At 40.3% G+C, this 25,289-nt stretch carries 20 protein-coding genes and 1 pseudogene; 14 read left to right on the top strand and 7 right to left on the bottom strand.

All coding sequences use genetic code 11. The features are described from left to right. Positions 1-77: 77 nt before the first annotated feature. Genes B2400_RS02440 through B2400_RS02430 form a run of 3 tightly spaced genes read left to right on the top strand, consistent with a single transcriptional unit; the run spans position 78 to position 3,639 of the window. Positions 78-1,235: a homogentisate 1,2-dioxygenase gene (locus B2400_RS02440; RefSeq protein ID WP_286651277.1), complete on the top strand. Its 1,158-nt coding sequence runs from the start codon at positions 78-80 to the stop codon at positions 1,233-1,235. 29 nt (positions 1,236-1,264) lie between these two features. Next, a complete protein-coding gene (gene hppD / locus B2400_RS02435; protein ID WP_286651276.1) occupies positions 1,265-2,392 on the top strand; it encodes a 4-hydroxyphenylpyruvate dioxygenase in 1,128 nt (375 codons plus the stop codon). A 17-nt stretch (positions 2,393-2,409) separates the two neighbouring features. Continuing rightward, positions 2,410-3,639 (top strand): Glu/Leu/Phe/Val dehydrogenase dimerization domain-containing protein, encoded by a 1,230-nt coding sequence (locus B2400_RS02430; RefSeq protein WP_293930573.1) that lies wholly within the window; start codon positions 2,410-2,412, stop codon positions 3,637-3,639. A gap of 220 nt (positions 3,640-3,859) precedes the next feature. Here the strand turns inward: B2400_RS02430 and B2400_RS02425 are convergent, their stop codons facing one another. Both B2400_RS02425 and B2400_RS02420 read right to left on the bottom strand, forming a co-directional pair. Continuing rightward, positions 3,860-4,255 carry a (deoxy)nucleoside triphosphate pyrophosphohydrolase gene (locus B2400_RS02425; RefSeq protein ID WP_260044928.1) on the bottom strand — a complete coding sequence of 132 codons (396 nt, stop codon included), beginning with the start codon at positions 4,253-4,255 and terminating at the stop codon, positions 3,860-3,862. A gap of 126 nt (positions 4,256-4,381) precedes the next feature. Then, positions 4,382-4,948, bottom strand: a complete 567-nt coding sequence (locus tag B2400_RS02420; RefSeq protein WP_293930569.1) for an AAA family ATPase — start codon at positions 4,946-4,948, stop codon at positions 4,382-4,384. 350 nt (positions 4,949-5,298) lie between these two features. Here B2400_RS02420 and B2400_RS02415 point away from each other — a divergent pair, with 350 nt between their 5' ends. The 11 genes from B2400_RS02415 to B2400_RS02365 all read left to right on the top strand — a co-directional run bounded on the left by B2400_RS02415 (position 5,299) and on the right by B2400_RS02365 (position 20,318). Beyond that, entirely contained in the window at positions 5,299-6,963 is a 1,665-nt protein-coding gene (locus tag B2400_RS02415; protein WP_293930568.1) for a helix-turn-helix domain-containing protein, read from the top strand. Between the two features lie 156 nt (positions 6,964-7,119). After that, complete coding sequence (locus B2400_RS02410) at positions 7,120-7,803, top strand: hypothetical protein (RefSeq protein ID WP_293930566.1); 684 nt, start codon at positions 7,120-7,122, stop codon at positions 7,801-7,803. Between the two features lie 3 nt (positions 7,804-7,806). Beyond that, positions 7,807-8,379, top strand: coding sequence for a hypothetical protein (locus tag B2400_RS02405; protein WP_286651271.1), 573 nt, complete (start codon positions 7,807-7,809; stop codon positions 8,377-8,379). A gap of 290 nt (positions 8,380-8,669) precedes the next feature. After that, entirely contained in the window at positions 8,670-9,272 is a 603-nt protein-coding gene (locus B2400_RS02400; protein WP_149525597.1) for an RNA polymerase sigma factor, read from the top strand. Positions 9,273-9,365: 93 nt separating this feature from the next. Continuing rightward, complete coding sequence (locus B2400_RS02395) at positions 9,366-10,532, top strand: FecR family protein (protein ID WP_293930564.1); 1,167 nt, start codon at positions 9,366-9,368, stop codon at positions 10,530-10,532. 164 nt (positions 10,533-10,696) lie between these two features. Continuing rightward, the gene (locus B2400_RS02390; RefSeq protein ID WP_286651269.1) at positions 10,697-14,071 is read left to right on the top strand and encodes a TonB-dependent receptor; all 3,375 of its coding nucleotides are present in this window, start codon (positions 10,697-10,699) and stop codon (positions 14,069-14,071) included. 11 nt (positions 14,072-14,082) lie between these two features. Continuing rightward, positions 14,083-15,774: a RagB/SusD family nutrient uptake outer membrane protein gene (locus tag B2400_RS02385; RefSeq protein WP_286651268.1), complete on the top strand. Its 1,692-nt coding sequence runs from the start codon at positions 14,083-14,085 to the stop codon at positions 15,772-15,774. A 24-nt stretch (positions 15,775-15,798) separates the two neighbouring features. After that, positions 15,799-17,787: an FAD-dependent oxidoreductase gene (locus tag B2400_RS02380; RefSeq protein WP_293930562.1), complete on the top strand. Its 1,989-nt coding sequence runs from the start codon at positions 15,799-15,801 to the stop codon at positions 17,785-17,787. A 4-nt stretch (positions 17,788-17,791) separates the two neighbouring features. Next, on the top strand, positions 17,792-19,438 hold the full coding sequence (locus B2400_RS02375; protein ID WP_293930560.1) for an FAD-dependent oxidoreductase: 1,647 nt from the start codon (positions 17,792-17,794) through the stop codon (positions 19,436-19,438). A gap of 105 nt (positions 19,439-19,543) precedes the next feature. After that, positions 19,544-19,858 (top strand): DUF1778 domain-containing protein, encoded by a 315-nt coding sequence (locus B2400_RS02370; protein ID WP_149525603.1) that lies wholly within the window; start codon positions 19,544-19,546, stop codon positions 19,856-19,858. After that, positions 19,827-20,318: a GNAT family N-acetyltransferase gene (locus tag B2400_RS02365; RefSeq protein ID WP_286651265.1), complete on the top strand. Its 492-nt coding sequence runs from the start codon at positions 19,827-19,829 to the stop codon at positions 20,316-20,318. Before B2400_RS02370 ends, B2400_RS02365 begins: the two co-directional genes overlap by 32 nt. A 45-nt stretch (positions 20,319-20,363) precedes the next feature. Here B2400_RS02365 and B2400_RS02360 read toward each other — a convergent pair whose 3' ends face one another. From B2400_RS02360 to B2400_RS02340, 5 genes and pseudogenes are all read right to left on the bottom strand, one after another. Next, entirely contained in the window at positions 20,364-20,867 is a 504-nt protein-coding gene (locus B2400_RS02360; protein ID WP_149525605.1) for a DinB family protein, read from the bottom strand. A gap of 76 nt (positions 20,868-20,943) precedes the next feature. After that, positions 20,944-22,869, bottom strand: coding sequence for an FUSC family protein (locus B2400_RS02355; protein WP_293930558.1), 1,926 nt, complete (start codon positions 22,867-22,869; stop codon positions 20,944-20,946). Positions 22,870-23,115: 246 nt separating this feature from the next. After that, the gene (gene idi, locus B2400_RS02350; RefSeq protein WP_246172522.1) at positions 23,116-23,649 is read right to left on the bottom strand and encodes an isopentenyl-diphosphate Delta-isomerase; all 534 of its coding nucleotides are present in this window, start codon (positions 23,647-23,649) and stop codon (positions 23,116-23,118) included. Positions 23,650-23,716: 67 nt separating this feature from the next. Further along, the gene (locus tag B2400_RS02345; protein ID WP_286651262.1) at positions 23,717-24,754 is read right to left on the bottom strand and encodes a threonine aldolase family protein; all 1,038 of its coding nucleotides are present in this window, start codon (positions 24,752-24,754) and stop codon (positions 23,717-23,719) included. A 210-nt stretch (positions 24,755-24,964) separates the two neighbouring features. After that, positions 24,965-25,289 (bottom strand): annotated as a pseudogene (locus B2400_RS02340) (YidB family protein); the annotation flags it as partial.

The raw sequence follows: 25,289 nt of genomic DNA, 5'->3' as shown, positions 1-25,289 counted from the left end.
ATTACTATTTCGAGAAATAAACATATCCGCTGCTGTATAGCAATCGGGTTAATAATCAATTTATAAATCTTTTTAATATGCCACTTTATCATCAATTGGGACAGGTTCCCCCAAAACGACATACTGTATTCAGAAAGCCCAATGGCGAGCTTTATGCGGAAGAGTTGGTATCTACACACGGCTTCTCGAGCACCTATGCTTTAGTCTATCATTGTCATCCACCAACCCTAGTTAAACAAATACAAGAACCCTATGATGTGTCGCCAACAGTAGCACGTGATAAGCATCTAAAACATACGAGCCTGAAGGGTTTTCAGGTAAAACCTAAAGCAGATTATTTAGAAAGTCGAGTGCCGGTCTTGGTAAACGACGATTTGCATATTTCTTTGGCGGCGCCAGAGGATTCGATGAAGGACTATTTCTATAAGAACAGCCAAGCTGACGAGGTGATTTTTGTACATGAGGGTTCAGGAACATTAAAAACCGGCTATGGGGAAATTCCTTTTGCCTACGGCGACTACCTAGTGATCCCGAGGGGAGTAATCTATCAAATGGAATTTGACGATAAGAACAATAGGTTATTTATTGTCGAATCCTTCGAGCCCATCCGCACACCAAAGCGCTATAGAAATGAGTTTGGACAATTAGCGGAGCATGCACCCTTCTATGAAAGAGATATCAAGCGTCCTCAGAATCTGAAGACATATGATGAGTTTGGCGATTTTGAAGTTAAGATTAAGAAGCAAGGATTGATTTATCCATACATTTACGGAAGTCACCCTTTTGATTTTATTGGTTGGGATGGATATCACTATCCATGGGCATTTTCTATTCATGACTTTATGCCGATCACCGGTATGTTGCATCAGCCGCCACCTGTTCATCAGACTTTTGAGACAAACTCTTTTGTGTTATGTAGTTTCTGTCCGCGTTTGTATGACTATCATCCGGATTCTATCCCTGCTCCTTATAACCACAGCAATGTGGATTCCGACGAGGTTCTTTATTATGTGGACGGCGATTTCATGAGCCGTAAATCTGTCGAAAAGGGACAGATTACCTTACATCCGGGCGGTATTCCGCATGGGCCGCATCCTGGTACTGTGGAAAAGAGCATCGGACAAACGAGAACAGATGAACTAGCGGTTATGATCGATCCTTTCCGTCCGCTGAAATTGACGAAGGAAGCCTTGGAATTAGAGGATCCTGACTATTACATTTCCTGGTTAAGTTAAAAACATTCGACTATTATAAATTATTGATTATGGCACAAACATTCGCAGAAAAGATTGCTCTAGCGCAGGATTTTCTACCTATTAACGGAACAGATTACGTTGAATTTTACGTGGGCAATGCAAAACAGGCAGCCCATTATTACAAGACTGCTTTTGGTTTCCAATCGGAAGCCTACGCCGGTCCGGAAACCGGCGTTCGCGACCGCGCTTCTTATGTTATTAAGCAAAACAAAATACGCTTGGTGCTGACTACAGCGTTGAAGTCTGACCATCCAATTGCTGAGCATGTTAAGAAGCATGGTGATGGCGTGAAAGTGTTAGCGCTATGGGTAGACGATGCAGAGAAGTCTTTTAACGAAACAGTTAGCCGCGGTGCTAAAGTATATCGGGAATTAGAAGTCAAACAAGATGAGTTTGGCGAAGTTCGCACTGCTGGTATCTATACATATGGAGAAACGGTACATATGTTCGTTGAGCGTAAGAATTATACTGGTGCTTTTATGCCGGGCTACCAAGTATGGGAATCAGATTATAATCCGGAAGAAACAGGTTTATTATATATCGACCATTGCGTCGGCAATGTGGGTTGGGAAAGAATGAACGAAACGGTAGAGTGGTATCAGGATGTGATGGGGTTTGTCAATATCCTTTCTTTCGACGACAAGCAGATCAATACAGAGTATTCCGCATTGATGAGCAAGGTAATGAGCAATGGCAATGGCTATGTGAAGTTTCCGATCAATGAGCCGGCTGAAGGGAAAAAGAAGTCACAGATTGAAGAGTATTTAGAGTTTTACGAGGGCGAAGGTGTTCAGCACGCTGCCTTAGCAACTAATGACATCGTTTCTACAGTAAAAGCATTGAAGGCTAGAGGAGTAGAGTTCTTAGGGGCACCTCCAGAGGCTTACTACGAGATGCTACCAGAACGTATCGGTGCTATTGATGAGGAAATCAAGATTATTCAAGATTTGGGAATTTTAGTTGACCGTGATGAGGAAGGGTACTTACTTCAGATTTTCACCAAACCTGTGGAAGATCGTCCGACTTTATTTTATGAGATTATTCAGCGCAAAGGCGCACAGAGTTTTGGTGCTGGAAACTTCAAAGCTTTATTTGAAGCGATCGAAAGAGAACAAGAAAAGAGAGGAAACCTATAATATATTGCAAAGTTAGAATGAAAGAATTATTGAAAGCTTTCGAAGAGAAGCGTCCGGAGATTGTATTTGAATGGAAAGATCTGGAGACGGATGCCGAAGGATGGGTTGTTATTAATTCCTTGCGCGGTGGTGCCGCAGGCGGAGGGACCCGTATGCGCTTAGGATTGGATCGTAATGAGGTAGAATCCCTAGCGAAGACCATGGAGGTGAAATTCACGGTATCTGGACCTGCTATCGGCGGGGCTAAATCGGGTATAAATTTTGATCCCTCGGATCCTCGTAAAAAAGACGTGCTCGATCGCTGGTTTAAGGCTGTTACACCATTGTTGAAAAACTATTATGGCACAGGAGGGGACTTAAATATAGATGAGATAACAGACGTTATCCCATTAACGGAGCAATACGGCTTGTGGCATCCTCAAGAGGGTGTGCTTAGCGGGCATTTTGATGTTCGTGAGAATGGTCGGATACATCAAATCGGACAACTTCGTTATGGAGTTTCCAAGGTATTGGAAGATGGCACCTACAGTCCGGAATTGAAGCGTAAATATAAGGTTGCCGATATGATTACTGGATTTGGGGTAGCTGAATCAGTTCGTCACTTTTATTCGCTGTTTGGAGGCGAAATAGGCGAGAAGACTGCGATCATCCAAGGATGGGGCAATGTAGCCGCGTCGGCAGCATTTTACCTGAGTAAATTTGGCGCAAAGGTTATAGGGATTATCGATCGCGTTGGTGGATTGATCAATGAAAGGGGTTTCTCCGAAGAAGAAATCGCGGCATTATTCTTATCCCGTAACGGGAACTCCCTCGCCGCAGACCATCTGATCCCATTTGAAGAGATCAACGAGCGTATCTGGAAATTAGGTGCTGATATCTTCATCCCAGCCGCAGCTTCAAGACTGGTTTCCAAAGAGCAGGTCAATACGATGGTAGCTCACGGCTTAGAGCTTATCGCTTCTGGCGCGAATGTTCCATTCGCCGATAAGGAGATTTTCTACGGCCCGGTGATGGAGTATGCAGATCAACATGTTGCTGTTATCCCAGACTTTATTGCTAATTGCGGCATGGCACGGGTATTCGCTTACCTTATGCAACCCAATATAGAAATCAGTGATGATGCTTTGTTCTCCGATGTCTCTGACATTATTTTAAAAGCTATGGAAGCTATACATGCTGCCAACCCAACTTCTAAGACAGGTATTTCGTCGAGGGGTTATGAGATTGCTTTGAAACAGCTTATATAGATATAAGATGTTAGACATTAGATTTTAGACCTTTGTCTATCCCTGAATAGTGTTGACTTGTTTTATAATTTGAAACTTAGTTGATTTTTACTTTTCTAAAAATGCATAGCTCAATATATGTTTATTATAGACATTGAGATAAGCCGGTTAAAGTCTAAAATCTAATGTCTTATATCTAATGTCTAAACAGAAACGAGCCTAATAAAGGCTCTTTTCTGTTTTATATTGCTTCTCTCACAATACGAATATACTCTTCTATGATGGGGAGGTCGGCGTTTGCCCAGTCGTATTTCCAGAGGTCAACTTGATCGACCCAGATTACTTGTTCGTGTTCGGTTTTTGTAGGTTTACCGGATTTGATGCTGCAGATGTAGGGATAAAGGGTTAATGAAAAGTCAGGGTAGTGGTATTCCACCTTGGTCAATGGGCGATGAATGTTAATCTTTAACTTCAATTCTTCTTCTACCTCGCGAAGTAAGCATTCTTCCAAGGTCTCATCTTCTTCTTGTTTGCCGCCGGGGAACTCCCATTTTAAGGGAAGTTTCATATCCGCAGATCGTTGGCAAATTAGAACTTGATTATCTTTCTCTATCAGGGCACAGGCTACATGTATCATTACATAAATATAGTTAAATTTCACGCATAGCAAAATAAAATTATTTCGCTGACGATTATTTGATGGCCGATTCTGTAGGGGTTTAGCTGTTAAATGAGTTGTTAATACGAACTGTTGAAATCGCGGCTATCCGTTATTCTTCATCTTCATTGCTGCAACGATAGTTTTCATCACAAAGTCTCGCCGTGAATCGACATCAGTCTTCGGGATCTCGACTAAATGGTAATGTGATGCGATATAGGTGTCTTGAATTTCATGATAAGTTTTAAGAGCTTCGTCCCAACTTTGTTTTCGTTCTTGATCAAGTTCGTATATCTCCTCCCAAGGCGGAAGTATAAATACAATAGGATTGTATCTATAATTGCTGCTCCGCTCAAGAAGTTCATGAGCTAAATCTAGCTTTTCCATTCTGGCGTAAGCCAGCGAATCAGGAATACCGCGATCAAAAAAACATATGTTATGAGGACATGCAATTTGTTTCTTTTCAAAACTATCGATAGAACCCAATAACATGCGTTCGGCATACTTGGTCTTATTGGCCCATGGCAACGCGTCGCCACGCTTTTGCACCTCCTCTTGTATAATATGGCGTGCGACTTCTTCGACTACTGTGAAACCTTCTTTTTCTAATGCGCGTAGTAAAGTTGTTTTTCCGACCCCTGGTCCGCCTGTAAGAATGAAAAAATTATCCATGGGCATAATTAAGAATGCTAATGAAATGATCTATCTGTTTACAATAAAACGATATATAAGTAATCTTGTTGTGCTAATGAGGTCAATTTCTCTCGTTACTAAGCACTTATTACTCTGTGTTTAAACTTATAATTAATCGTACAACAACAATACTTATAAATAGTTTTATTGTGGCATTATATTGGCTGTAGTATTATTTAATTAAGACTTATTTTACGCAAGATTTGACCTAAGCAGTGACAATGCTCCAATTATACTATTTTCATTACATGCGATTAAAGCGTCCTAGTTTATTTTTGATTATTCTTAGTTTATTGTGCCTGCAATCGACAGTTGTACGGGGAAATCAAGTGGCGGATACGCTGGCTAAATATTCTAATGAAGAGCTTTTAGATAAGGCTTTCTACACGCATAGTACGTTCTATTTGGAATATTTGGAAAAGCGAAAGCTTAGTGTTGATGAGACCAAACTTCTATATCAGGATCTCGGACGTTTGTTGATCTCGGAGGGCAAGTTAGACTCGGCTTTAATTTATTATACGAAGCTTGATTCTTTGTCTGCGAAAACTGCCGATCTCACCAACCAGGTTGTTGCAAAACTCTCGATCGGAGAGCTTCATTATAGAAAGAAAGAATATAAGAAAAGTCAAGCCGTATTTGAGGCTGCTCAACCCCTAATTGAGGAACTACCAGAAGGCATCAATAAGATATTGTCGAAGGCAGAATACAGCTATTTCTATTATTTAAGCGGTAAATTCGATTTATTTATCGAACAAAATCTGAAGAATCTCGAAGAGATCGAGAAAATTGAAGACTCTAAAAAATTAGTCGGTACTGATTTGGATTTTTTGTGGATGGGAAAGTCAGTACTCATCAATTTCATCGCACATGGATATACGATGAAGGAGGATTTTACGAGTGCCGAAAAATATTTGAACGAATCGAAAGCTATCATTGAAAAACACTTTCCAAATGATATGTATAGTTCTAGTGTGATGCGGAAAGTGGCGTTCGGCCAGCTTTATCTATTTAAGAAAGAATATGACAAGACCATTCCGTATCTGCAAGACGTAATTAATCTAGGGGATTCTCATAATTTTAAAGAATATCAATATAAAGCCCGCATTTTCTTGGCCATTGCCAATTACCAAAAGGGCAATTATAGTGAGTCGTTGAAGCAGGCTGAAACAGCTATACATTCCAAAGTGGCTATAGCTGATTATATCGATTTTGAGATGGAGGCATTGCGCTATGCCTATTTATCTAGCAAGGCAATAGGTGCGACTGAGAAAGCGATGGAGTATTCTCGCTTGTTTATTGAGCAGGATGCTGCGATGAATGATAATCGGAAATCCAACTTCGTTAATTCATTTATCAATAATTTGGAGGTCAGTAAGCTTGAAGAAGACATTAAATCAACCAATAATAGCAACAATCTTCTTCGCTATGGTTTAACCAGTTTTGCTATTCTTACAATCGGCTTAATTCTTTTTTCTTTCTATCAGGTTACAGAAAATAAAGCCATTCGAGCAAGAATTGAGGAATATATGGATCAGATGGAAAATGAAGTTAGCTCGGAAGGAGCAGTAGTTGTCCCATTGAAGAAGGAGCGTCACGTAAATGAACGGACAGCATCGATTCCGAAAGAGGAAATGGATGAAAAGACGAGTAGGATATTAGACAAATTGATGGAATTTGAGCAAAGCGATCTTTTTGTTGATAGCCGTATGAGCTTATCTTATTTGGCAAGTTATCTCGGGACTAACACAATTACTCTTTCTAAGATCATCAACACTTTTAAAGAGATGAACTTCAATGATTATATCAATGGTCTTCGTATTCGCTATATCATCGACCGTATCAAGAACGAACCGCAGTTTGAACAGTATAAAATCAGTTATCTGGCGGAGGTCTCAGGCTTCTCTTCACATAGTATTTTCAGTAAAGCATTTAAGAAAAGTACAGGTGTAACTCCTTCCCAATTTTTAGATTATTTAAAAGAAGAAGGTAGTTAAATAGTGTTCGGAACTGATTTTTAGCCCTTTTTGACTATTTATATTATATAAATCCGCAAGGCATCGGATAGTATTTTTTTTCCGAGCAACTTACCTTTGGTTTACACAACAGTGCTTCGAAAATCGAATCGCTGAACTTAAACTAAAAAGAATTATATGTTTTTTTCTGTCCGACAACAAGAAGAAGCTGCCTTTGCAGTAGACCAATTAGTAAACCCGGTAAACGCTGGTAATCCGATGATTTTATCCTTTGTTCGAACTTACTCGAGTACGGCTTTTTTTAAAGCGACCTCGAAGGACGCAGCTCCATTTTATGTGGATACCGTAACGAATAAAAGAATTAGTAAAAAAAATTGGACGGAAGGAATGCACAGTGTAGCACGACTAAAAGGGTCACAGGTTCCAGCGGCACCATATCGGTTCAAGATCACTATATTTGGATATATCATGCTGCTTGCTGTTATCGGATTCTTCGCATATTTAACGTATGATTCATTCTTAAAGCCTGTAAATCCTAATATTAATGCAGCTCAGCCTTTAGAGCAAACTATGGAGCCCAATAATATATATTTCGGACGCTTCGAGCGCTATGAGGAAGGACAGAGAATACCGTTGAAGACTGGGTTTGGATGGTTTAAAGTGACGGAGAATGCTAATGGTACAGTAAAATTGGCGATGAGCAAAGAAATGCAGACTCACCACCAGGCGCCAGCAAATATGAACTCTACGGATTTTGAGGAAACGGTTGCTGAGATGAAGATTGAAGAACAAGAAAGCTATAATATCCGTTTAAAATCTACGGATGGTCTACTTGAGGTAAACCTTACGGAAAAGAAATAATTGATGAAGCAGAAAAAGGAATTAACCGGTAAGCGCGTGTTGAAAATTGCACTTTTAGTGGTTATTGGAGCAATATTCCTTTTCTGCTTCATGCTTTATGCGACCGTCAAAACTAAATCGACTAGCCTAAGTAAGATAACTCCCTTCCAAGAGATAATAAACAAACCCCTAACTCTGGTTCGAGATGTCGAACTTTTTGTCGAGGAATTCCCTAGCAATGATGATTTCCCAAACCTGATAACCGACCGGTATCAACGAAATTACCAAAACCTCCATGAAAGATTGACCATTGAAGAGCCCGATGCTAAATTTATTGTAAAGATTCCTGCTGGTCAGCAAGTGGTTTTTACTAAAGCAACCATGTATACGAATGGTGTTTCAGGTAGCTCGAAACCCTGCCTATTTGGAACTATCGAGTATGCAGGCAAAGTATATAAAGTAGAATATCAATGGGGTGATCAATCCATTGGTCGCCGATTTGATAAAATCCCTGAAAGCTGGTCATTCCCCATGGCGCCCTGGCAATCGGCGATTGACTTAAAATTCTATAAACTGCCCATTGCTGAATGGTGGTAGTTATTTTATTTTCCTCTCCAACAACCGAGGAGCTTGAAATGTCAGCGTTTTAATTCTGTGAATCCTCCTTATTCAATGCAACAAACTCCTCGTAACATCTAGAAAGAAGGTTAATTCATCGTTCTCTAAAATTTCATACTCGCAGATTTCGACTCTCATAATTGGAAATTTTAGAAATATGTGCTAATTTGAGACATTATAATACCGCAAAACACGCATAACCTATAAACACCTTTTGCCAGTTTTATAACTTTAGCGATTAAAAGAAATCGTTTAATGATGACGCACCGATGAATAAGAGTGTAGATATTGATGTGAAATTACTTCTAACGGAGTTGAAAGCAGGCAGTTTGCCAGCATTCAATCAAATCTATTTGTTTTATTCGCCGGCTCTATATGCGCACTTATTGAAGTTCTTGAAGTCACCGGAACTAGTTGAGGAGGTGTTACAGGAAGTTTTTGTAAAGGTATGGAATCTTCGCGCTGAAATTGAGCCCGATCGAGGGTTCAAAACTTTTCTCTATAGAATTTCAAGCAACTTGGCGATTAATGTAATCAAGAAGATTAACAGGGATAAGGCATTGCAGGCTGAAGTTTGGGCAAGTTCAATCTCCTATTACTTTCACTCGGAAGAAAAATTGCTCGATAAAGAGCGCTTAGAAATTATTGATCGTGCGATAGCTACGCTTACTCCAAAGCGCCGTGAGATTCTGCATTTTTGTAAAGTGGAAGGTAGAAGCTATAAAGAAGTAGCTGACTTGTTAGGTATTTCGGTATCCACAGTAAGCAATCAATTGGTTAATGCCATCCACGATATCCGGTGTTTTATTGTGAAGAACTATAGTGAGGAATACCTTGTCGGTATTTTTTTATTACTAGCTATACAATTTTAAAAAAATATTCATTTCTCCATAGTGTGTTTCTGTCCGACGCTTGTATATAGTATAAAGACCAAGCGTAAAGCGACCATTATAAACACATAAAAATTGAATACAACAGATTCAAGACTTCAAGATCTTTTGCAATTGTATTTGCAGAACAATCTAGACCTAAAGGACTACGAGGAATTTTTTGCGTTACTTGCTGCATTGCCAGATGAACAATTGCAAGCACTTATGCAAAAGCATTCAGATTTGCAATCAGACTCCATTAATTTAGATCAGTTCATTAAAGATCGTATCGACCATCTGCAAAACAGAATTCAACAAGTCATTTCCTTAGGAGAGGAGAGCTCAACCACGAACATAGATCATAAAACACAGAAAATCTGGAAGCCATGGATAGGAATAGCTGCAGCATGCCTTTTGTTTGCAATTGGATTTTCAATTTATAGCGGATTTTGGAATAGCACCGAAAAGTTAACGGAAGAGGTTGTAATGAAGAAAGTCGATCTTTCGCCTGGTAAGGACGCTGCTGTTATGATTATCGATGGAGAGGAAATAGTATTAAATGGGGAGAAGTCGGGCGTAGTTTTATCTGACTCTTCTTATAGCTACTTGGATGGTTCTGATCGAACCATGTTAAATGCGAAAGAGGTTCAATTAGTTACACCTCGCGGCGGGCAGTACCAGATCGTGTTGACAGATGGGACTAAGGTCTGGATAAATGCAGATAGTCGCTTGACAATTTTTAAAGATTTTAATATAAAAAACCGTACTGTACAATTATCTGGGGAAGCATTCTTTGAGGTAAAAAGGAATGCGAATCTTCCCTTTCTTATCCAATCTAAAGCTCAGGACATACGTGTTTTAGGAACTGTGTTTAATGTAAATACTTATAGTGATGAGCAATATGCGCGCACTACGTTGCTGTCAGGATCTTTAAAAGTCAATGATCTACTATTAAAGCCAAACCAACAAGCACTTCTTAATCAAGAGAATAAGGTAATAAGGAAGCTCTCTGTAGATGCTGCGGCAGTTGCGGCTTGGAAAGATGGCATCTTCGATCTTAGTGGATTGAACTTTGAAGAGTGCATGCGCATAATCGGCCGATGGTATGATTTAGATATTGAGTATCTAGGGCAGATTCCTCAGGTGGATTTAGTAGGCAAAATGAGCAGAGGGGTGAAGTTATCTACTTTCTTGGATTTCTTATATCAAAATACAGGTGTTAAAGGTGAGTTGCTCCCAAATCGGAAACTAATTATTAAGTAATCAATCCAACAAAAATATAACCAGCAATAAACTATGAAAAGAAACTGTTTGCCACCATGATAGTATAAAGCGAAAAGGGAAGTGTCCTACCACTTCCCCTAGAGCTTTCATTATGATCTATTGCATTTACTAACAGAATCATAAATCTTACTTATTACAATATTATGAAAAATATTTTAGGAAAGGCCAATGCGCTATGGTCGCGGCTTCCTATTCCTTATGTTCCATCCCACAGGCTATTGAATATGTCTATAAAAGCTTGTTATGTCTTTGCGATTTTATGTTGCTTTCAAGCACAGGCAAAGACCTTTTCTCAGACCCTATCTTTCCGCTCTAAATCCGTTCGTTTAGAAAATCTGTTCCAATATATCCAAAAAGAAAGTAACTATTTGGTTTTATACGACAATAATATTGTGAAGAGAACTAAACCGATGACCCTTGATGCGAAAAATCTTCCGCTCAATAAATTTCTAGATTTGATATTGGAAGATCAACCTTTGTCATATGTGATTGATGATAAAACAATTTTCATCAATGCTCGTAAAACCATTCCCGCACGTACCACACGAGAGGAACGAATTGAGGCAAAAAAGGCAGATCGGTTGCAACGCACAGTTTCCGGACGTGTCTTGGACGATAAAGGTGCTCCATTAGTGGGAGTTACTGTAACGGAGAAAGGTACTAATAATGGAACTTCAACAAATAATGAGGGTGGTTTCGAACTCGTCGTCACCAATAACCAAGGAATCTTAGTCTTTTCGCTGTTGGGATATGAGTCCATCGAAAGACCGATTGGCCAGCAAAGTGAGTTCAATATCGCATTAGTTCCTTCGGTAAATGATTTAGATGAGGTTGTAGTGGTAGGTTATGGTGTTCAAAAGAAAGTGAATTTAACAGGTGCTGTTTCATCGGTTTCCGGAAAGGATATACAGTCACGGCCCGTTGGTCAAAGTTCTGCAGCATTACAGGGGATGGCGCCAGGGGTTACTGTGACGCAAAGGTCAGGAAAGCCTGGCTCCGATGGAGCGACCATACGAATTAGAGGTATTGGAACATTGAGTAATGCAGATCCTCTTGTGTTAATCGACGGAGTTGAAGGTTCTATTAATAATATCGATCCTAACTTAATCGAATCAGTGTCTATCCTAAAGGATGCCGCATCTTCTTCTATTTACGGATCAAGAGCAGCCAATGGAGTAGTTTTAGTGACTACTAAACGTGGGACAGGGGATAAGGTGACTCTTTCTTACAACAATTATTTCGGTTGGCAAAGCCCGACAAATATGCCGAAGCTGGTAAATGCTTTAGATCATATGTTGCTCACCAACGAGGCATATACGAATGTTGGAAGTTCGCCATTATATCCAGAAGACATCTTGGAAGCTTATCGTAAGCAGGGTGACGGAAGTTCTGATGAATATCCAAATACCGATTGGCAAAAAGAGTCACTCTTGGGGTCTGGATTTCAACAAAGCCATTTCGTAACCTTAAATGCGGGGTCAAATAAGGTGCGCAACTTGGCGTCGTTCGGATATTATGATCAAAAAGGATTATTATTAAACAGCGGCTTTAAGCGATATACGCTCCGTAATAATTTGGATATTGAGATTTCAGAGAAGCTTTCTGCAAAAATTGATCTTCAATTCGTTAATCCGGTTATTAATTCTTCAGCTCAAAGTATTGATGATTTATTTCAATGGATGAATAGTATTCCCGCGAACCAATCTTTCCGCAATTCGAATGGAACTTGGGGATTGGGCTGGAATGGTAATAACCCTGTGTCAGCAGCTGCGGACGGAGGCTTCGCCACTGATAAAAAGCCTTGGGGCGCAGTAAATGCTTCGTTAATTTATAAGCCGTTTTCTTGGTTGACAGCAGAAGCGAACTATGCGCCGAAATATGTGAATGCGATGAATAAGAATTTCCGCGAAATGGTGCAGTCCTATCTACCCGACGGTACGAAAAGTTTTGCGGTTCCTCAGCGATCAGCATTGACCGAGACTCGAGATCAAGAGTATTTCAATAATATGCGTGCGACCCTAACGTTTAATAAGTCTTTTATTGATCATCACTTAAACTGGCTTGTTGGTGCGTCACGTGAGGATTATCATAAAGATGAGCTGAAAGCATTTCGCGACACCTATGTGCTTCCTGATTATCCTGTGTTGAATACGGGATCTGCGTTAAATCAATCAGCAAACGGGACAGCATCCGAATGGGCACTACAGTCATTCTTCAGTCGGATTAATTACAATTTCAAAGATCGCTATCTACTGGAACTTAATGCCCGTTATGATGGCTCTTCTAGGTTCTTGAAGGGACACCGCTATGGTTTCTTCCCGTCGGCATCTGCAGGATGGCGTTTTTCGGAAGAGTCATTCATGCAAGAGTCAAAGTCTTGGTTGAATGAGGGTAAATTAAGGGCCTCATGGGGTAGATTAGGTAATCAGAATATCGGTAATTATCCATCCGTATCCGCATTGGATTTAGGATCTTTTAACATGGGGAATGCCATTATCAATACAGCTGCTCTAAACAACATGTCAAATCCTATTATCACCTGGGAATCTACCGAAGAACAAAACATTGGATTGGACTTAACTTTATTCAAGAACTTCAGTTTAACAGCCGATTATTTCCATCGCAAAACCAGTGATATTCTGCTGAAGCTTGATATACCATTAACGGTTGGGTTGAATGCTCCAAATCAGAATGCCGGAATTGTAGAAAACAGAGGTTGGGAACTGGCCTTGAATTATCGCAGTAATCGTGATCGTGACTTTCGTTACGACATGACATTCAATCTTTCTGATGTCAAAAATAAAATATTGGACTTACGTGGTATAGCAAATACTGGGTTGACAGTACACCGTGAGGGATATGCGATTAGTTCAATTCTAGGGTATGAGGTTGAGGGATATTTCCAATCGCAAGCGGAGATAGATAGTCATGCAAAACAGTTTGGTACTCTCGCTCCGGGTGATCTGAAATATAAAGATCAAAATGGAGATGGCATTATCAATGAGTCTGACAAACTAATAATCGGTAGCACCGTTCCGCGTATGACCTATTCGCTAAACGCAAATATGGCCTATAAAGGCATTGACTTCGGATTTTTGTTACAAGGCGTTGGAAAAGCGGATGGTTATTTGTATGGTGCTGGAATACAGCCTTTCACAACGACTGGTGCTATTGGCGGAACTATTCGTGAAGACAATAAGGACCGCTGGACTCCTGAGACACCGAATGCGAAATATCCACGCTTAGCTTTTGGTCAGAATAACAATCAACAAGCGTCCCAATTCTGGATGAAGAATGCTTCTTACTTACGCGTAAAGAACGTACAGTTAGGCTATACTTTGCCAAACTCGACTATTGATCGAATAGGTATTAATCGTCTACGGTTATTCGTTAATGGATCAAACCTGTTCTCCTTTGATAAGTTCTGGGAAGGATATGATGTAGAGGCCCCAGTAGGAGTCGGTAATTATTACCCACAAGTAAAGGTGTATACGTTTGGATTAGATATTACTTTTTAAGCTATAAGACCATGAAATTTAAATTTAGACTTATATATATAGCAATGATCGCAGGAGGCTTAGCTTTATTCATCTCGTGTGATGATTATCTGGATAGGAAGCCGCTTTCCGGTCCTTCCGATGAGAATTATTTTAATAATGAAGAGGAACTGATGTTGGTTGTCAATGGGCTTTATTCGTCGATGACGTATCACCCAACTGATGATGTACCTCAAAATTTAACGTTAGACTGTGCAACTGATATTAGTTGGGATCGAAATACTTCGGCTCTGCAATCCATTGGGCGCGGCGATTACGATAGCAACAATGGTTACATCTTGAATATTTGGCGAGATTCTTACCGCACAATTGGTAAATGTAATTTTGTGTTAGACAACATGAATAAGCTGCAAGGACAGGTAGATGAAGCTAAATTAAAGCGTTACGCTGCGGAGGCTCGCTTTGTTCGCTCATTTACATATCAATTATTAGTTGATTTTTTTGGAGCTGTACCCCTGATGAATAAGGGCTTAAGTTTAGCGGAAGCACAGATTCCGAGAAGCCCTAAGAAAGATATAGTTGATTTTGTGCTAACCGAATTAGCGGCAGCTGCTGCAGATCTACCTGTAAGTTACAGTGGAGCTGATGTAGGTCGAGCAACGAAAGGTGCGGCATTAGCTATTCGCGCAAGAGCGGCTTTGAATGATAAGCGCTGGGAAGAAGCTATTGCATCGTCGAAAGCGGTGATGGATGCAAAGACTTATAGTCTTCATCCAAATTTTGAAGAGCTGTTTCAATATGGCGGTGAGAATTCTAAGGAAATTATCTTTGCTTTCCAATATTTACGCTTACAGAATACCAAAACCCATAGTGCGACGCGGAATTTTCTGTCTAGAAATGCACAGGGAACATCGAATAAGATTCCCTCACAAGCTTTGGTTGATGCTTATTTGTGTAAGGATGGACTGGAAATTGATAAATCTCCATTATTTAATCCGCAGAAGCCTTTCGAGAATCGCGATCCTCGATTAGGATTCACTGTAGCATTGCCAGGCTCGCGACATTTCGGTTTCCAATTTGAGACACACAAGGACAGTACTAAATGTTGGGACTATAACTATTCTTCTTCCGTGCCAAAGCGTATCGATAATCAGGATGCTTTAAATGCATACGCTACATTTTCTGGCTATTTGTGGAAGAAATATGTCGATTTCAAAGACAAAGAATTTACGATGCAATCCGAACTTAATGTGACACAATCGCGTTTTGCAGAAGTTTTGTTGATCTACGCTGAGGCAAAAATTGAAGCTAACCAGATTGATGCTACAGTTTATGACGCGATTAATCAAGTTCGCCAAAGACCTTCTGTGGAAATGCCCGCTATACCTGCCGGTAAGTCGCAAGGGGAACTACGCAATATCGTTCGTAAAGAACGTTTATACGAACTAGCAAATGAAGGTTTTCGATTGGCAGATCTAAGACGCTGGGGACTTGCTGACAAGTTTATGAATAATTCATTCATGGGGCGGATTCCTAAAGGAATCCTCAGCAATGCACCGAAGATTGATGCAGACGGCCTTGTTGACTATAGCCAAGTTGCTAATAGGGCGCAAATGCGTGTTATTGAAGTGCGCAAGTTCAACAAAGACCGCGATTATTTATGGCCCATCCCGAATATTGAGATGGAAACCAATAAAGCGCTAGAACAAAACCCTGGATATTAAAGCTAAAACTAATTTAAAATTATCATGAAGAAGATTTTTAAAGTATTAATATTTTGCTGTTTAAGTGTTTCTGTCGTATACGGACAGAAGAAAGTTGAAGTTGATTTGTGTATCTATGGAGCGACATCCGCGGGTGTAGTTGCAGCTTATACCGCTGCAAAAGCTGGAAAAAAAGTGGTCATTGTCGATCCTGTCAATCATATCGGTGGATTGAGTTCCGGTGGTTTGGGCATGACAGATATCGGGAATAAGTTTGTTGTAACTGGCTTGGCTCTCGATTTCTACAGAAAAATCGGGAAGCATTATGGAACTTTTGAGCAATGGATTTTTGAACCCAAGGTTGCCGAACAAATATTTAGAGATTATTTAGGAAAAACCAATGTACAGCTGATGATGAATAATCCGCTAATCAAAGTCAATAAAAATGGAAATACCATTAGCAATATTGAATTAAGCGCTTCGGATGGCACAAATCAGGTTTCAGCAAAAGTATTTATGGACTGTACCTATGAGGGAGATTTGTTAGCAGCAGCAGGCGTTTCTTATCACGTGGGACGTGAGGATAATAGCCTTTACGGGGAAACGATTAATGGTGTCCAACTATTGGACGGACATCAATTCCCTAATGGAGTCGATCCTTATAAAGTGAAAGGCGATGCATCTAGCGGATTGCTTTGGGGCATTTCTAACGAGAAACTATTGCCCAAAGGAACAGGTGATAAGAAAGTTCAAGCGTATAACTACCGGATTACTTTAACGAATGTTCCGGAAAATCGGATTCCCATAACTAAACCTGATAATTACGATGCGCAACGTTATGAACTGTTAAAGCGTCAAAAGGAATTGCAACCTTGGAAAAGTATACAGGATGTGTTTATTTGGAGTTTGATGCCAAACGGTAAAACCGATATCAACAATAGAAATGGTTTTTCTACCGATATGATCGGGATGAACTGGGATTACCCAGAAGCAGACTGGTCGCGGCGCAGAGAGATAATCAAAGCACATGAGGATTATACCAAAGGACTTTTGTATTTCGTAGGTAATGATCCGGCTGTTCCCCAGGAAATCAGGAATGAAATTCAAAAATGGGGATATCCAAAAGATGAATATATCAATAACAATCATTGGTCGCCACAGCTTTATATTCGAGAAGCTCGTCGAATGGTAGGCGAAGTGGTGATGACGCAAAATCACTGTCAGGGTCGAGAGATTGTACAAGACGATATTGGATATGCAGCTTATACGATGGATTCACACAATTGCGACAGGCTAGTAGTGAACGGCATGGTGAAAAATGAAGGAAATGTCGAAGTTGGTGGTTTTCTTCCTTTTCCGATATCTTATCGTTCCATAACACCGAAACGCGCGGAAGTGAGTAACCTCTTAGTGCCAGTCTGTCTTTCATCTAGCCATATTGCCTTCGGTTCTATACGTATGGAACCTGTATTTATGGTCCTGGCACAATCTGCTGCTGTCGCTGCAGGAATTGCAATTGATAAAAAGATACCTGTACAGGATGTGAAAATTGATGACATCAAGAAAGTTTTAAATACTAATCCGAAAGCTGACAAACGAGCTGCCGATGAATTGATTCATGTTTCGAATTCAGAACAAGTTAAATTATCTGGTAACTGGTCTGATGGAAAGGGTAGAGGCTTTGGTATGTCATTTAAAGAGTCTGCCGGTAAAGAGGATGCTAAAGCTCGTTTTACCGCTTCTAAGCCTTTGAAAGCTGGGAACTATAAAGTATACACATACTATCCTAAGAAAGCGGAGAGCGCAGTTAAACATGACTTAGTAATCTTCAATGGTAAAACAGTCGAGAATAAAACCTTAGATTATTCGAAGGTGGAAATTAAAGGACAAACGAGTAGCACCTGGGTTGAAGTAGGCGAATTTACTTTCTATCAAGGGAAGAACAATCCTTACGTTGAGATTAGCAATAAGGGCGCAGATGGAATTGTTGCTGCAAATGCAATTCTATTCGTTCCACAGTCGGACCAAAATTAAGGAAATGAAAAAGTTTCACATAGTAATTAGTTGTTTTATAGGTGTTGTAACGCTTGGGTTTACTTTGCCTAAGAAAGAGTACAATGCCGACTTGATTATCTACGGCGGAACTTCGGCGGCCATTACGGCCGCCGTAGAGGCCGTAAATTCTGGTGTTTCCGTCATTGTTGTTTCTCCGGACAAGCATCTCGGGGGATTGTCTAGTGGTGGATTAGGCTTTACCGATACTGGGAATAAGTCAGTTATCGGAGGGTTGGCTCGCGAGTTCTATCATCAGATATTTCTACACTATAATCAAGAAAAGTCCTGGACATGGCAGCGCAAAAACGAATACGGCAATCAGGGTCAGGGTACACCTGCTGTGGACGGCGCAAATCGAACGATGTGGATTTTTGAACCGCACGCTGCAGAGATGGTTTTTGAAAAGTGGGTAAAAGAAAAAAAAATACAAGTTTTACGTGAAGAACTGCTTAATCGTGAGGCTTCAGGTATTCAGAAAAAAGGGACACGAATTGAAGCAATTCGGACTCTGTCCGGAAAGACATTTAGAGGTAAAATGTTTATTGATGCAACCTATGAGGGGGACTTAATGGCTCTCGCTGGTGTATCCTATCATGTGGGTAGAGAGGCGAACAGCACGTACGGAGAAAAATGGAATGGTGTTCAGGTGGGGGTACTTCATCATGGACATTGGTTTAAAAGTAATATTTCACCGTATGTTGTGCCGGGTGATAAAAGTTCAGGATTGCTGTTTGGCGTTTCTGAGGAAGATCCCGGACAATATGGCGAGGCTGATCATCGCGTACAGGCCTATTGTTTCCGAATGTGCTTAACAGATCATGCTTCAAATCGGGTGCCGTTCAAAAAGCCAAGAAATTATGATCCAAAAAATTATGAGTTACTTGCTCGCGTCTATGCGTCTGGATGGAGAGAAACGTTCAATAAGTTCGACCCGATTCCAAATAAGAAGACAGATACGAACAATCATGGACCTTTCAGTACCGATTTTATCGGAATGAACTACGATTATCCCGAAGCGAGCTATGAACGTCGAAAGGAGATGATCCAACAACATGAGGAGTATCAGAAAGGTTTATTGTACTTCATGGCTAACGATCCTTCAATGCCGGCTGACGTACGCGACGCGTATTCTAAATGGGGATTAGCAAAAGATGAATTCAAAGATAATGGCAATTGGCCACATCAGCTTTATGTCCGCGAGGCAAGAAGGATGGTAGGTCAATATGTTATGACGGAGCACGACACGTTCAGTGACCGTGTTGTCTCAAATTCTATAGGAATGGGATCATATACTTTAGATTCGCATAACGTTCAACGTTATGTGAAGCCTGATGGGTTCGTCCAGAATGAAGGAGATATTGGGGTCCATCCGAAGAAGCCATACAAAATCTCCTATGGCGCACTTGTTCCGAAAGAATCAGAATGCGAAAATCTCTTAGTGCCAGTGTGCCTGTCGAGTAGCCATATCGCATTCGGTTCGATACGTATGGAACCGGTCTTTATGATTTTAGGACAGAGCGCTGCAGCGGCAGCAATATTGGCGATAAAGGATGATGTAACAGTGCAAAAGGTCAATTATGATAAGTTGCATAAGGTGTTGAAAGAAAGAGGCCAAGTGATGGAAATGTAATTTCTAGGAACATTAATTTTTTTATGACGGTCAAGGTTCTCTAAATTCAATACCTTTTTATGTACGGATTTTTTCCGTACATTTGTATAGCAAATAACAATCAACATGGCAACATCAGTAGATCGTATCGACATTCGAATCAGCAAGGAGAATAAAGATTTGATAAAATATGCTGCTGAAATAAGTGGATTCAAAACTGTTTCAGAGTTCATCGTTTCTTTGGCGAAAAAAGAAGCCAAGCGAATCATTGAAGAAGAGACTAAATTACTGAAGTCAATGGAAGACAAAATTCATTTTGTTGAAGCATTATTGAATCCTCCTGCTCCGAATAAAGCTTTAAAATCTGCATTAGAGCAATATAACGATCTATTTAATTCCGCCGCACCTAATGATTTCGACAGTTTTAGAAAAAAAGCATAATCGTAAGAATTTTAGATGCGGCGTAGATGAATTAGACATTTATCTAAAGCAATACGCAAATCAAGATATCAAAAGAAGATTAGCGGTTTGTTACGTCATTGCCGACAAAAATAACGATGTGATTGGATACTACACGCTTTCTTCCAATCACATCGATATATCAGATATCCCCGAAAATTTAGCAAAATCTTTAACCTATTCGGAGGTGCCGGTAATCATTATTGGTCGCTTAGCGGTTCACCAGGATTATCAAGGAAACAAGCTAGGCCAAGCTTTACTTATTGATGCCTTTAAGCGAATACTAGAAATTAGCACACTTGTTGGAAATCATGCTGTCATCGTTGACCCAACGAATGAGCCAGCTGAGAAATTTTATGCTAAACTGGGATTTATTCCATTAAAAAAGTCAAAACGAATGTTTCTGCCATTGCGAACTATTGTCGATCTATTCGAAAAATAGATGGTCTGGTATCAAATACGGAAGCGTTTTTACGCTTTTAACAATTTAGTAACCAAAATTCCCCCTCACACCCTCAATCTGATAGCAATGTCTTTTGCTATGCGTCGCTATAACCGTCAACCATTCAAATCTCGTCAAGTATCCTAATTTCGGAAACTCCATATCCATACACAACAGCGTCAAATCTTTATCCTTAATATCCAATACCAACTTCGTTTTTCTAGCCAGCACACGTTCCAACAGGTCATCCTTCACATAGCTTTCCTGTCTAGGCAACAAACTCTTATCCGCTTCGAACTTGGAGTTTAAATCCATGAATAGCGATCGAATAGCTGGCACTTGTTCATCAAAAGCGCGATTATAGGTCTGCACTTTCTGATCGGGAATTCCACTCGAACTTCGTAGAATATGCTCTACGATTTGTCCTATGCTCCATCCGCCATCGGCGGGCTTTTGATTAATCTGCTCATCGCTAAGATCTTGAATAATCCCCTTAAGCTGATCAAAAACCTCCGTAATTTCCTTTGATATTTGCTGATTGATTTCCATCGTGTAATTCTTTGCTACAATATCTCAAATACTATGCAAAGATCACTTGTCTTACGGCAAGAAATGTCGGGATTAGTTACTTAGATGGTTGGAAATGTACGTTGTTACTGTCTTTCGTACGTTTAGACTGGGCAAGTTTCTTCAACAACTCTTCCGCTTCCTCAATAAGTACCTGAACATAATTTACTCTCGAATTCATGGCATCATGATTCCAGTCCAAACCAAGCTTAGTAATGTTGACAGACAGCCCAACCAACAAGGCATTGATGCGGTAAGCGAGCGTTTGCAGGTGTTGTATATCCGCCTTAAAGGCTTTTCCACGGAGAGGCTCTTTCGCAAATTGCTCCAGCGAATCATAACTTTGCGCCAATGAAGCTTGCGTAAATTTGCGTAGCAATCGAAGGTCATAATGATTCAAATTCTCTGTTTGATAGCTCTCCTGGATTTTATCTAGGTAATCACGAAAATGTTTGTAAAGGGACGCCGTCGTCTGTTCAACGCTTCGATAATGATTGATAGGAATCGCCAGACACCCTAGAACCGCAAAGATAGACCCTAAGAGGGTGAAAGCAAATCTACTGCCTAGGATATCATGAAGCTCTCCTTCATGTAATTTCTGGCCAAGCAAGATGGTGATTGTGATAAAAATCACGCATACCAGATAATTCGGCTTGTTGAATAGGAGGAACAGATATAAGCATAATGCAGCAATCACCAAAAGTACTAAGGTGTTTTTAATAAAAACGAGTAAGAGGAGGCTGATGGCAATACCGATCAATGACCCCACAATCCGTTGGTAGTTTCTCTTTTGCGTAATGGTATAGCTTGGCCTAGCGACTAAGATGATCGTCAAAAGAATCCAAGATGCATATCGATATTCCGGTAGGAGATAACCGATTAATCCGCCCGATATCAAAAGGATCGACATACGAACAGCATACGAAAAAATGGGCGATCGGAAATTTAAGTTCTTGACAATAGTTTGGAAACTGCTTTGTGGAGCAACGAAATCTTTAAAGTTTTTAGATTCTATCCAAGAGTCATCAGCAGCAAATTTACTGACATGGATGTTTTGCAAAATATCCGACAGCTGTTTTAGCTGAGCGCTTATGGAATAAATTAGGGCTGCTTTTTCAGGCGATGACTGACGCTGGTCTGCCTCTAATTGTAAGAATAATCTATTCAGCTCGGACGTTCCTATGCTTCTGAATGTCTTCTCTTTGTTCGATTGCATTAATCGCGCAGTTTCGAAGGCTAGAATAGCCAAAGATCGTCGGATGGTGTGTAGGGTCTTTCCGCCTCGCAAAGTCTCTCTGATCGTCTCATAATCATTATCCACCGCCATCAGCAGTTCGTAGAGGTCAACCAATTGGTAAAGTTTCCCTAGCCAGCGTTTGCTGTAGGCATTTCCTTCCGCCAACAGATACTTGTCGCGCAATAAAATGGAACGTACAGACTCTAATTGGTCGCTCACCCTCGCATGTAGGGCGCTCAATTGCTTATAAGTCTTATTCAACGGTACATCTTCGTCATAGCAATCTACTTTCAGACGTATAAGTTTCGCCATGTTGCTGATCCCACCTTCTACTGCATAGCGTAAGGAACGATGAGGAAATAGGTAGACTTGTGCAATACAAACGATAAAGAAGAATATGGCACCTGCTGTTACAGAAAGGCTAAATTGAATAGGATCTTCTGGACGAAGACCAATAGTAAAACTGGCAACGATCAACCCTAAATTGCCGACAACGTTGATTCGGAATCCCAATAAAGCAATAATTGTATAAACGAAGCCAAAGATTCCCAAAAGTAATACAATAGTCCAAGAGTCATAATGTAAAGCAAGCGAGCTTGTTATCGATGTAATAAAAAAGATGGGAATACAGTAGGCTGCTGTAGTAAGTTTGTCTGCTTTGTTCCCGGGTAAGTCAGTTAGAGAAGCTAACAAAGTACCGACAGCAAAAGCGACTGCAATGTGACCATCCCAGAAAAGGAACAGCAAAGAGCTGGGAAGAAGGATGGTTAAAATGTTTCTAAGTGCGTCCAGACTTGATTCAGTCCTTAAAAACGACGCTACCTTCGAAAAAAAAGCAGCACTCAATATTTTATAATTGCATTAATTTACAGGCGCAAAAATAGCAATAAAAATTGAAATTAAAATATGATATTGCATCTTGTTGTTGATACGATATAATATTTTGGTGACAGATGTTCTACTTGATTTAAATTTTGAAATTTCTAAGTCGTATTAATCTACTTTTTCAAGATAAGGTAAGAGTTTCGGCATTATCTTCTTGAACCAAAATGTATATTGCTCGGGATGCAACTTTAAATCATCTAATAATTCATAAGCGGCTACATATTTGATCGCCCGCACTTCGTCAGGATTGAAACGTTCTATCGGATCGGTATATTTTCCTACAAATACATGGTCATATTCGTTCTCCCACAAGCCATTTTCTAATTGCTCTGCATAGGACAAGGTAAACAACTCTTCAATCTCTACTTGAATTCCCAATTCTTCGAAAGTTCTACGTTTAGCCGCATCGATTGTGGTTTCATCGGGACGCGGATGACCACAGCATGCATTTGTCCAAAGGTTTGGACTATGGTATTTTCCGGCCGCACGTTTTTGCAATAATATTCTTCCTTGTTCGTCAAGTAGAAAAACAGAGAATGCACGATGTTTTTTATTTTCTTCGTGTGCTGCCTGTTTCTCCATTTCTCCAATAGCATTGTCTTGTTCGTCGACTAATATCACGTATTCTTCCTTCATCATCATTACGCTCTCGTTTTTTTAAGTGTGGAATATAAACAAATTAAATTAAATCTCAATTGCTGTCCCAGACCTACCTGCTTAGGTCTTTTATTTTTCTAATGAACAAATCAACGTCGTTTTCGTTTGTTGCCCACGAACACACGATACGAACGACCGCTTCCTGTTCATTGAGTTTTTCCCAAACATAGAATTCAAAGTCCTCAAAAAGAATGTTGATGGTGTTGTAGGGGAGAATCGGGAATAGTTGATTACTTTCTGGCGTCAACGCGAAACGAAATCCAGCAGACTGAAGCGCCTCAGCGATTCGCATAGCTTGTCGATTCGCATGCTTGGCTAGCTCAAAATAAAGTTGCTCCTCAAATAACGCATAAAATTGCGCTCCCAATAAACGGCCTTTTGCCATCAACGCACCTTTTTGTTTTAATGCGTAAGAAAAGCCTTCCGCAAGCTCGGGATTCGCAAACACGATTGCTTCCCCAAGTAAGCCCCCGTTCTTTGTCGCGCCCAAATAAAAGACGTCTGCATACTTAGCAATATCGCGGATCTCTAAAGAAACCTTTTCGCTGCATAGTGCCGATGCCATTCTTGCGCCGTCGATAAACAGTTTTAGTCCCTTTTCCCTGCACAAATTGGAAATGCTTTGAAGTTCTTCTTTCGAATAGATGCTTCCCAGTTCGGTTGTTTGTGAAATATAAACTAACGCGGGTTTAACCATATGCTCGTCGGTATGGAGATCCAATACCGATTGAATTCCTTCTACCGTCAGCTTCCCATTGATATGGGGAACAGTATTTATTTTATGCCCCGCGTATTCGATTGCGCCCGTTTCATGTACGTGGATATGACCCGTATCTGTAGCAATTACCGATTCGTAAGGTTTTAATAAGTGGCTAATCACCAATACATTGGCTTGCGTACCTCCAGAAACAAAATAGATAGGCGTATCCTGGTTTGCTAGATGCGAATTGATATATGTTTTCGCCTTTTCGCTAATACGATCATAACCGTATCCAGGCTCTTGCTGTAAGTTCGTTTCTGACAAAACTTCGAGTATTCGTGGGTGTGCACCTTCAGAATAATCATTCTTAAAACTGATTTTGTTTTCCATTTGCCCAAAGATAATGGAAAATCAGAGCGAAATATTCAAATTCAGGGACTATTTATTATCGTTTTAATTTGTGCAAGATTTCACTTTTCAAGAATGATAACGTACAGGAAACTTCATGAACGTCATTGAAAAACGACAGAAATAGAAAAAGCAAAACAGGCTGTGCATTTTATTGCTACAGCCTGTCTTACAAATGTATATACTAATGTCTTATTTTCCGAACATGCCTGTTAAAGCATCTAGAATACCACCCTTAGACTCTTTGTCTTTATCTTGGTTAAAGAAATCACCTACAAGATCACCTAGTCCACCGCCAACATTTGGCTGAGAGTTATTAGCACCGGCACCGCCAAGGATATTGCCAAGGATACCGCCTAAACCGCCTGCTGCCGCACCTGAACCACGACCACCTAGCACACTTCCAATTAAGTCGCCGATACCACCGCCCGTAGACGCTGTTTCGCCAGCAGACTCTTGTTTCTTTTTACCTAAGTAACCCATAACTAGGGGAGCTACTAAAGCTAAAATACCTGCA

The sequence above is a fragment of the Sphingobacterium sp. UBA6645 genome, assembly GCF_002455685.1.
Classification (GTDB): Bacteria; Bacteroidota; Bacteroidia; order Sphingobacteriales; family Sphingobacteriaceae; genus Sphingobacterium; species Sphingobacterium hotanense.
Note: the sequence above shows the minus strand (reverse complement) of the source record. Positions and strands in the feature narration are given on the sequence as shown.